Below are 8,885 nucleotides of genomic sequence, written 5' to 3'. Positions count from 1 at the left end.
AATGTGTCTCGACTTCGCTCGACACGAACGCTTCATTATGGGGTCGGCTGGCTATCCAATCATTTCAACCACAACCTTGCCCATCGCCTGCCGGTTTTCGAGCAGAGCAATCGCCTCACGCCCTTCCTCCAGCGTGTAGCGCTGCGACACGCGGGGGTTGATCTTTCCGGCTTTCAACAAGGCGAAAAGTTCGTCGACTTCGGCCTTGAACGCAGCAGGCTCGCGCGCGGTCCATGCGCCCCAGAATACGCCGCAAACATCGCAGGATTTCAGCAGAGTGAGGTTCAGCGGCAGCTTGGCAATGCCCGCCGGGAAACCGACAACGAGGAAACGGCCTTCCCATGCAATGGCGCGCAGGGCCGGTTCGGAATAGTCACCGCCGACAATATCATAGACGATGTCTGCGCCATTCGGTCCGCACGCGGCCTTGAACTGTTCAGCCAGCGCCTTGGACTGCGCTTTGTCGAACGGCGGGCGGCCATAGATGACCACATCGTCCGCACCTGCCTCACGCGCGACGGCAGCCTTTTCCTCGCTGGAAACCGCTGCGATCACCCGCGCGCCAAAGGCCTTTGCCAGTTCCACGGCTGAAAGGCCGACGCCGCCTGCTGCACCAAGCACAAGCACCGTATCGCCCGCCTTGATGTGGCCGCGATCCTTGAGGCCGTGGATCGTGGTGCCATACGTCATCAGCAGCGACGCGCCGGTGGCGAAATCGACGCCGTCGGGCAGCGCGAACAGGCGTCCGACCGGCGCAATGACCTTTTCGGCCAGCCCGCCGTTGCCGATCATTGCGATCACGCGATCACCGATCGCCCAGCCGGTCACGCCCTCACCCAGCGCCTCGATCTCACCAGCCAGTTCGCTGCCGGGCGCGTAGGGGCGTTCAGGCTTGAACTGGTAAAGATCGCGGATCATCAGCGTGTCGGGGAAGTTGATCGAGCAGGCGTGGACACGCACCAGCACTTCGCCCTTGCCCGGCACCGGATCGGGCAGATCGTCCAGAACCAGCGTTTCAGGGCCGCCTGCGGCGTGCGTGCGCAGAGCTTTCATCGGTATTCTCCCAAAGCGTCATGCGGAATCATTCCGCTTGGCGCTTAGGGAAGCAAGTTTTGCGCGGCTTGGGAAGCCCTGTTAAGCGGGCAATTAAGCTACCGCTACGGCATCCGTGCCCTTGGCAAGGAACGGCAGGCCTTCACGCATCTTTGCCTCGTGCGCGGCAATCGCATCACCACGCGCCATAGTCAGGCCCACTTCATCAAGGCCATTGGTCAGGCAGTGCTTGCGGAACCCGTCGATTTCGAAAACGAAACGGTCCTGAAATGGCGTGGTGACGGTCTGCGCTTCAAGGTCGATCGATACGGGATCGGTCTGCGCCACTTCCATCAGCCGGTCGATGGCTTCCTGCGGCAGCACGACGGTAAGGATACCGTTCTTGAAGGCATTGCCCGAGAAGATGTCGGAAAAAGAAGGCGCGATCACCGCCTTGATGCCCAGATCGCCCAACGCCCAAGCCGCATGTTCACGGCTGGACCCGCAACCGAAGTTGTCACCTGCGATCAGGATGGGCGAGCCGGAAAACTCGGCGCTGTCAAAGATGTTGTCGGGATCTTCGCGCAGCGCTTCGAATGCGCCGCGACCAAGGCCCTGACGCGTGATCGTCTTGAGCCATTTGGCAGGGATGATCACGTCAGTATCGACGTTCTTGCGGCCGAACGGGATGGCCCGTCCCTCGATCTGCTTCACCGGTTCCATGCGGATCGCTATAGCTTGGCGCGTTGGTGATGCAACTGCGCTGACACAGCCACACAAAACTTCGTCATTCCCGCGAAGGCGGGAATCCAGACCCAACGGCTCCGCGCTGGATTCCCGCCTTCGCGGGAATGACGAACGGGGTGGTTGGGGGGAACGACGTTGTTTGTATATCAATCCGTCTCAGGCACATCCACCGGTGGCGCTTTTGGCTCGGTCTTCTCCGCGCGTTCCTTGCGACGGGAGGCATAGAGCAGAGCTGCTGCCAGCGCTGCCGAGCCGATTGCCGCGCCCGCCATCGCTGCCTTGCCAGTCCAGTCCGTCTTCTTGGTCACGCTTGGAACTCCTTGAATCGCAGTTCCAAGATTGGCCGCGTGTCACATAAATGCAAGGATCAGCGCAGGAATTTCCGCAGGTTCGTCCATTGCGCCAGTTTTGCCTCGAATGTCAGCGCGGCGTGGGCGGGACTGCTGGAAGGCAGGCGCACCTGTGCGAAGTCCCCTGCCCCCGCCAGTTGCGGCGCGCCGATACTGGCCGATTTCGCGCCGTTGAAGGCCACGCAGCGCAAGGCAGGAAGCGTGGCGACCAGCGCGGCCAGCGGGTTGGCCTCCACATCGCGGATCGCCGTATCAAGACTGCCGCGCCGCGTGGCCGAACCGATGGAATCCCACAGGCCGATGCCGCAATGCTGTAATCTGGCCAGCCGCATGTCATATTCCAGCGTCACCAGATCGGTGCCGATCACCGCGCCGACCAGCCGCCAGAACTGGTTGCGCGGGTGGGCGTAGTACTGCGCGGCAACAAGACTCGCTTCCCCCGGCAGACTTCCGAGGATCAGCACATGGGTGCGCTCGTCTGCCAGCGGCGCGAAAGACGCCTTTCGCTCGCTCACGCCGGAGCGGGCTTCACCTCGACCTTCACCCGCTCATCCTTGGCAGGCGTTCCGCAACTCATGCAGAAGCGGAAGAACGCCATCTTGCGCGTGTTGCAGCTGTGGCAATGGTCGAAAAGCGTCATGCCGCAGTGGACGCAGAAGTTCGCTTCGGCGTCGCCGGTAGTGGAGATGGGCCGGTCGCAGCCGGGACAGACCTTGGCGGACATCTTCTTGAACGCCTCATCATGGGTCACGCGGGCGCGGCGGTCCTGCTCAGCCTGCGCCTCAGCCTCCTGCCGCTGGGCCAGATAGGCGCGCATGTTCTTGACGAGGAAATGCCCCGCCGCAAACGTCAGCGCGATACCCACGGCATAGCGAATGTAGCCGCCATAGCTGGGCAGATAGGGCACCAGTTCGAAGAAGAACACGAACACCGCCGCCAGCACGAAGCCGCGCATCAGCGGCCAGTGATCGCTTTTGCGCTTCTTCATCACCATCCACGCGGCCACGCCCAGAATCGGCAGGGTGATCAGCAGACGCAGGCCGAAAACGCGCAATTCCTGCCAGAACATCGCGCGTTCCTGCGCGGGGATGGCGGCGTCGATCAGTTCATTCTGCTGCGTGCGCAGCGCATTCTCGCGCTGGTCGAGCGGGGCGCGCTGGTTTTCCAGCTCGGCAATCGCCTGCTGGATCGCGCGCTCATTGCCTTTCAGCTGCTCCAGCTCGCGCGTGCGGCTGATGACTTCGGGGTCTTGCTGCGGATTGGTGGTGGCGGTGCGCGCGGCAATCCATGCGCGGAACGTCTCGTCAGCATTGGCCGAAAGCCGCTGTGCCTGTTCCAGTTGCAGCCGCTGTATGCCCAGCTTGTCGTCGATGCCCGCGCGCTGTGCTTCGATCTGGCGCACCTGTTCCCGGATCTGGCGGACCTGCGGGCTGTCTTCCGGCAGAGCGCTGTAGACTTGGCTTTCCACGATGGGCAGATCGCCGATCACCAGATTGCCGAGGCCGATGATGAAGCCTGCAAAGACGATGGAAACCAGCCACAGCACGCCGCGATAGAGCCGCTCTGGCACGCGCACGCCCTTTATTACGTCCATTGGTGGTCGCTCCTCTTTACCGGCGAAGCTAGGGACGCGGTGCGTTGGTGTAAATGCAAGTTGCATCCACCCAACAACAGCATCGTCACCCTGAACTTGTTTCAGGGTCTATTTCTCGTCTCAGGTCAATGGTTTGATCGGCGCAATGGATCCTGAAACAAGTTCAGGATGACGCGGGTGTGCGAGAGCGTGCTTGCGCGTTCTAGCGCTGCACCAGCGGGCTAATCCGGTCGCGCGCCATTTCCCATTGCTGCCACTTGTCACCCAGGCCGGGGTGGTCAATCGCGCCCACGCGCATCGCGGCGGCGGCCTGCGCAGCGGGGAGCGGCGGCAAAGGCCCGCCATCGCCCATCACAAGTTCATCGCCCAGCAGGCGAAACCCTTGCGTGGCGGGGCGGAAAGCCTGCACCACGGTCATCACATTGCCGCCGTTCTGCACCACATCGATCACCAGCGCATCGACATCGCCAGTGGGCGTGCCAACCTTCACGGCCCTCGCTATCGCGCAATCGGGCCACTGCGCCGCGCCGCCGGTGATAAAGGCGCGGGCAGCGTCGTCCTGCGCCTTGGGCGTAGCGCCCTCAAAGCTCTGCAACGAGCGGCTACCATCGCCGCGCATACACAGCGATTGCGGCTGATAAGTGCTGCCCGCTGGCAGTTCGGACGTCGCCCAGAAGGCGTGCGCCATCAGGAACCCCGCCAGTTGCAGCGCAGCGGTGGGCAGGCCCGCCATCTTAGCCGATCAGCTTGCGCACGTCGGTCAACCGCCCGGTCACCGCAGCGGCCGCGGCCATTGCCGGGCTGACCAGATGCGTGCGCGCGCCCGGCCCTTGGCGGCCGACGAAGTTGCGGTTCGAGGTCGATGCGCAGCGTTCGCCCGCAGGCACCTTGTCCGGGTTCATGCCCAGACACGCCGAGCAGCCCGGCTCGCGCCATTCGAAGCCTGCTTCGATGAACACGCGGTCCAGTCCTTCGTCCTCGGCCATCTTTTTCACGAGGCCCGATCCGGGGACGACGATGGCCCACTTCACGTTATCGGCCTTGTGGCGGCCCTTAAGCACGGCGGCGGCGGCGCGCATGTCTTCGATGCGGCTGTTGGTGCAGGAACCGATGAAGATGTTCTGCACCTCCACGTCCTCCATGCGCTGCCCCGGCGTCAGGCCCATATAGGCAAGGCTGGCCTTGGCGGCTTCCTGCTTGGATGGATCGGCAAAGCTTTCCGGCGCAGGCACCACGCCCGAAATCGGCAGCACGTCTTCAGGGCTGGTGCCCCAGGTGACCGAGGGCGCAATGTCCTTGGCATCGATCACCACGACCTTGTCATAAGTCGCGCCCGGATCGGTGGCGAGGCTGGTCCACCATGCCACGGCCGTGTCCCAATCGGCACCCTTGGGCGCATAGGGGCGGCCCTTGATATAGGCGATGGTCTTTTCATCCGGCGCGCACAGCCCGGCGCGCGCGCCATGCTCGATCGCCATGTTCGAAATGGTCAGACGCCCCTCGATCGAAAGATCGCGGATCACCTGCCCCGTATATTCGATGACCGACCCGGTGCCGCCCGCCGCGCCCAGCACGCCGGTGATGTGCAGCACCACGTCCTTGGCGGTCACGCCCGGCAGCAGCGAACCATCGACGCGCACTTCCATGCTCTTCGACTGCTTGAGCAGCAGCGTCTGCGTGGCGAGCACATGCTCCACCTCGCTGGTGCCGATGCCGAAGGCCAGCGCGCCCAGCCCGCCGTGGCAGGCGGTGTGGCTGTCCCCGCACACGATGGTCGCGCCCGGCAGCGAAAAGCCCTGCTCCGGCCCGACAACGTGGACAATGCCCTGCTCCGCATCGGCATCACCGATATAGCGAATGCCGAACGCGGGCGCATTGCGCTCCAGCGCTTCCAGCTGCTGCGCCGATTCGAAATCCGCAATCGGCACGCGCTGGCCATCGGCAGAGCGGCGTGCGGTAGTGGGCAGGTTGTGATCGGGCACCGCCAGCGTCAGATCGGGACGGCGCACCTTGCGGCCTGCCACGCGCAGCGCTTCGAACGCTTGCGGGCTGGTCACTTCATGCACCAGATGCCGGTCGATATAGATGAGGGCCGTGCCATCATCGCGCTGTTCAACAACGTGGGCGTCCCAGATCTTCTGGTAAAGTGTGCGCGGAGAGTGTGTCATAGCCTCAAGCGGTTAGGCCCGCCCTCCCCGCAATTCAAGCAGGAAAGGGCGGGCCTTGGGTGTCTTGAGCGTAATTTTGTTACGCCGGGCGGTTACTTTCAGCCCCTGCGACCATCACGATCCCGCTTCTCGATCCGCAGGCGCTGGTTGATGGTGTCAACACGGCGCTCCAGCGTGCGGTATTCGTTCACCGAAAGGCCGCGATTGGCATAGCGGGTGTAGGTCTGCTTGATGTCCTGCGCATCGCGGCGTAGGCCCTGCGCCTCACGCTGAGAGATCGCACGGTTGCGCTGCGCGTTCTGGATGCGGGCGTCGAGCGCATAGATATCGCGGCGGATTTCGGCGTTGCGGGCGGGCGTCAGATACGATGCCTCAGCGCGGTTGCCGCCGGGGTAGCGGTCATTGTCCCGGCCATAGGAATGGGCCGATGCGGTTCCGGCAAAACCGGTGGCGATTACGGCGGAAAGGGCGGCTGCGATAATGGTCTTGCGCATTGGATTGCTCCTCACTTGGTTGCTGAAGCCAATTTGCCCCCCGCCGCCTGAACGCCAGAAAAACAACACGTCGCGACTTTCGGGCAAAGTGTAAGAATGTGTCGCGGGGCGCGTTTGTGCGGTGTATGGGCTGGCCCATGCACATATTCGCTGCCCTGCTGATCATCATCGCCACGGTGCTCGTCATGGAGTTCGTGGCGTGGTCCAGCCACAAATACATCATGCATGGCTTCGGCTGGGACTGGCACCGCGATCACCACGAACCGCACGACGGCTTCTTCGAAAAGAACGACCTTTACGGCGTAGTCGGCGCGGCCATTTCGATCAGCTTCTTCATGCTCGGCAGCCCGCTTGTGCTGAGCGCAGACGCATGGTGGCCCGCTACCTTCATCGGCCTCGGCGTTATGGCCTATGGTGCAATCTACACGCTGATCCACGACGGCATCGTCCACCAGCGCTGGTTTCGCTGGGTGCCCAAACGCGGCTATGCCAAGCGACTGGTGCAGGCCCACAAGCTGCACCACGCGACGATCGGCAAGGAAGGCGGGGTGAGTTTTGGCTTTATCATCGCGCGCGATCCGGTGGTGTTGAAGAAGGAACTGCGGGTGCAGCGGGAGCGGGGGATTGCGGTGTTGCGGGAGGCGGTGGAGGGGTGAAGGTTTCAACCGCGTTGAGTGGCTGGAACATCAACATGCGGATAAAAGCCTGTCATTCAGAAAACGACACCATTTAGGACGTCTTGCCGATAAGGGACAGAGAGCCAAAGCTACCATTCACCGGATTCGTTGTCAGAAATCACATCTAACCGATTGCTTTCCTGAATGCAGTGCAGTCAGAGTGATGTGATGCTTGAAACGCCGTCTCTGCCACCACGGTTGATTCACCTTCCTGGTGGTTTGCGACTACTTGACGAGCAAACTGATAAAATTGTTCTTCAACTACATGCTCGCAAACCTTATGCGACAATGGCAACTCCAGAGTATTCACAAGTTTATGCGACAGTCGCCCAGATAGGCTTGCCCACGATTGGAGTTGAATTCCTTACTCTCGACACTTTGCGCGGTGTCGCAGCACCCGACTGGCAAGTAGCTTCGCCATCGCAAGGCTTCGCTTTGCGTGCCGAAAGGAACGCTTGGTCACAGGTGCGGACGCTCGCGCAAAAGGACGGGCGAGACTTTGACGCCGATCTTGCAAACCGTGCGGTTACATATCTCGATCTGGCAGCTATCCGGTTGCTTGACTTGAGCAACTGTTACAGTCGCGTGCTAATCGCTTTTGATCATGACAGCGATGCGCGGCAGAAAATCGGCATTCTATACCGAGACGGTTTCGTAACAGCGTTAGAGGCTGCGATCCACGCTTTCGCAGCCGATGCCGCAAGCTTTCGCGATCTAATTGTCGAAGCCGCTTGGAGACTGCTAAAGCTCGGCGATCAGGAAGTGCGCAAGATTGGGAAATTTTGCCAATTCTACAAAAGCAAAATTGGAACCAATCCAATCGGCGACGCACTGTGGTCAGTTGCTAGAGATGGATGGCTTGGGCAGTTTTCTAACCTTCGAGATGATATTACGCACGCCGCGCCGATTGGCGGCAGGGGGATACGCGACTGCACAGTTCGCGCACACCAACTGGGTAAAAGCATAGTCCCACGGCTACATTATCCGCTTTTCGGAAGCGACGGAAAGCTATTTGACGACTCGCTCTATGCCGACTTTTCGGACGATGCTCGTGCTCGGGCGACTATGAAACGTTATGTATTTTGGTCAGATGGTGCCGTGGATGCGCTCGATTATGCTTGGCAAGTGACTGATAAGTTAGTCGCGCTACTAGGCCAAGTTCGGATCGCTAGCGGTATCCGCGGAGAAATGCCGACAATAACGGACAAAGATATAACCGGACCGGTTGTTATTGGGCGCGGCTGACTGTCAGCAAATAGATGTTGCCGTTACGGCCTGCCTCATACCCACCCAAAACCTGTCGTCACCCTGAACTTGTTTCAGGGTCTATTTCTCGGCACAGACAGCAGCCTGATCGGCAAAATGGATCCTGAAACCAGTTCAGGATGACGATGCGGTTTGGGGCGAAGGCTCTTTGGCAAATCCCCCCTCACGCCAACCTTATCTCATTCAGCACCCCCTTCGCCAGATTGCGGAAGCGCAGGGCGTCGGACACCGAGATGTCCTGATTGTGCGCGGCAGCGTTGCGCAAGCGCCGCATTTCTCCGATCATGCCGATGGTGCGCGCGGGCAGGATGCCGCGTTGTTGCAGCGCGCGACCGGCGGCTGCGGCATCAGTGCTGGACAGCGTATGCGCCAGCGCGAGGCCCTGCAGCGCCTCTTCCACGCGCGACTGTCAACGCCGGTATAAAATGGGGCCAGCCACCGGTTTAAAAGTGGGCCAGTCAATACAAACAAAAAGCCTCCGTTTGAGGCTGGGTTTAATCGGCGTCGGGGAAGCGGATGTAGCGTAGCGGAAGCCGATTTCCCGACGCCGATTGCCG

11 protein-coding genes are annotated in these 8,885 nt (G+C 61.3%); 2 read left to right on the top strand and 9 right to left on the bottom strand.

The window, feature by feature from the left end; genetic code table 11:
- Positions 1-51: 51 nt before the first annotated feature.
- The 8 genes from Q8R81_RS00055 to Q8R81_RS00020 all read right to left on the bottom strand — a co-directional run bounded on the left by Q8R81_RS00055 (position 52) and on the right by Q8R81_RS00020 (position 6,385).
- Complete coding sequence (locus Q8R81_RS00055; protein ID WP_305614941.1) at positions 52-1,053, bottom strand: NADPH:quinone oxidoreductase family protein; 1,002 nt, start codon at positions 1,051-1,053, stop codon at positions 52-54.
- 93 nt (positions 1,054-1,146) lie between these two features.
- Positions 1,147-1,755: a 3-isopropylmalate dehydratase small subunit gene (leuD, locus tag Q8R81_RS00050; RefSeq protein WP_305614940.1), complete on the bottom strand. Its 609-nt coding sequence runs from the start codon at positions 1,753-1,755 to the stop codon at positions 1,147-1,149.
- Positions 1,756-1,925: 170 nt separating this feature from the next.
- Positions 1,926-2,087 (bottom strand): LPXTG cell wall anchor domain-containing protein, encoded by a 162-nt coding sequence (locus Q8R81_RS00045; RefSeq protein ID WP_305614942.1) that lies wholly within the window; start codon positions 2,085-2,087, stop codon positions 1,926-1,928.
- Positions 2,088-2,146: 59 nt separating this feature from the next.
- Complete coding sequence (locus Q8R81_RS00040; RefSeq protein ID WP_305614939.1) at positions 2,147-2,644, bottom strand: DNA-deoxyinosine glycosylase; 498 nt, start codon at positions 2,642-2,644, stop codon at positions 2,147-2,149.
- Positions 2,641-3,723: a zinc ribbon domain-containing protein gene (locus Q8R81_RS00035; RefSeq protein ID WP_305614938.1), complete on the bottom strand. Its 1,083-nt coding sequence runs from the start codon at positions 3,721-3,723 to the stop codon at positions 2,641-2,643. Before Q8R81_RS00035 ends, Q8R81_RS00040 begins: the two co-directional genes overlap by 4 nt.
- A 202-nt stretch (positions 3,724-3,925) precedes the next feature.
- Positions 3,926-4,456, bottom strand: coding sequence for a hypothetical protein (locus Q8R81_RS00030; RefSeq protein ID WP_305614937.1), 531 nt, complete (start codon positions 4,454-4,456; stop codon positions 3,926-3,928).
- A 1-nt stretch (position 4,457) separates the two neighbouring features.
- On the bottom strand, positions 4,458-5,891 hold the full coding sequence (gene leuC / locus Q8R81_RS00025; RefSeq protein ID WP_305614936.1) for a 3-isopropylmalate dehydratase large subunit: 1,434 nt from the start codon (positions 5,889-5,891) through the stop codon (positions 4,458-4,460).
- Between the two features lie 98 nt (positions 5,892-5,989).
- Entirely contained in the window at positions 5,990-6,385 is a 396-nt protein-coding gene (locus tag Q8R81_RS00020) for a hypothetical protein (protein ID WP_305614934.1), read from the bottom strand.
- A 137-nt stretch (positions 6,386-6,522) separates the two neighbouring features.
- Here Q8R81_RS00020 and Q8R81_RS00015 point away from each other — a divergent pair, with 137 nt between their 5' ends.
- Together Q8R81_RS00015 and Q8R81_RS00010 are read left to right on the top strand one after the other, a co-directional pair.
- A complete protein-coding gene (locus Q8R81_RS00015) occupies positions 6,523-7,041 on the top strand; it encodes a sterol desaturase family protein (protein WP_305614933.1) in 519 nt (172 codons plus the stop codon).
- 186 nt (positions 7,042-7,227) lie between these two features.
- Positions 7,228-8,307 (top strand): hypothetical protein, encoded by a 1,080-nt coding sequence (locus Q8R81_RS00010; protein ID WP_305614932.1) that lies wholly within the window; start codon positions 7,228-7,230, stop codon positions 8,305-8,307.
- A gap of 184 nt (positions 8,308-8,491) precedes the next feature.
- Here the strand turns inward: Q8R81_RS00010 and Q8R81_RS00005 are convergent, their stop codons facing one another.
- A complete protein-coding gene (locus Q8R81_RS00005; RefSeq protein WP_305614931.1) occupies positions 8,492-8,728 on the bottom strand; it encodes a hypothetical protein in 237 nt (78 codons plus the stop codon).
- Between the last annotated feature and the right edge of the window lie 157 nt (positions 8,729-8,885).

It is taken from the genome of Novosphingobium sp. (assembly GCF_030696665.1).
GTDB lineage: Bacteria > Pseudomonadota > Alphaproteobacteria > Sphingomonadales > Sphingomonadaceae > Novosphingobium.
This window is presented reverse-complemented; position numbering and strand designations above follow the sequence as displayed.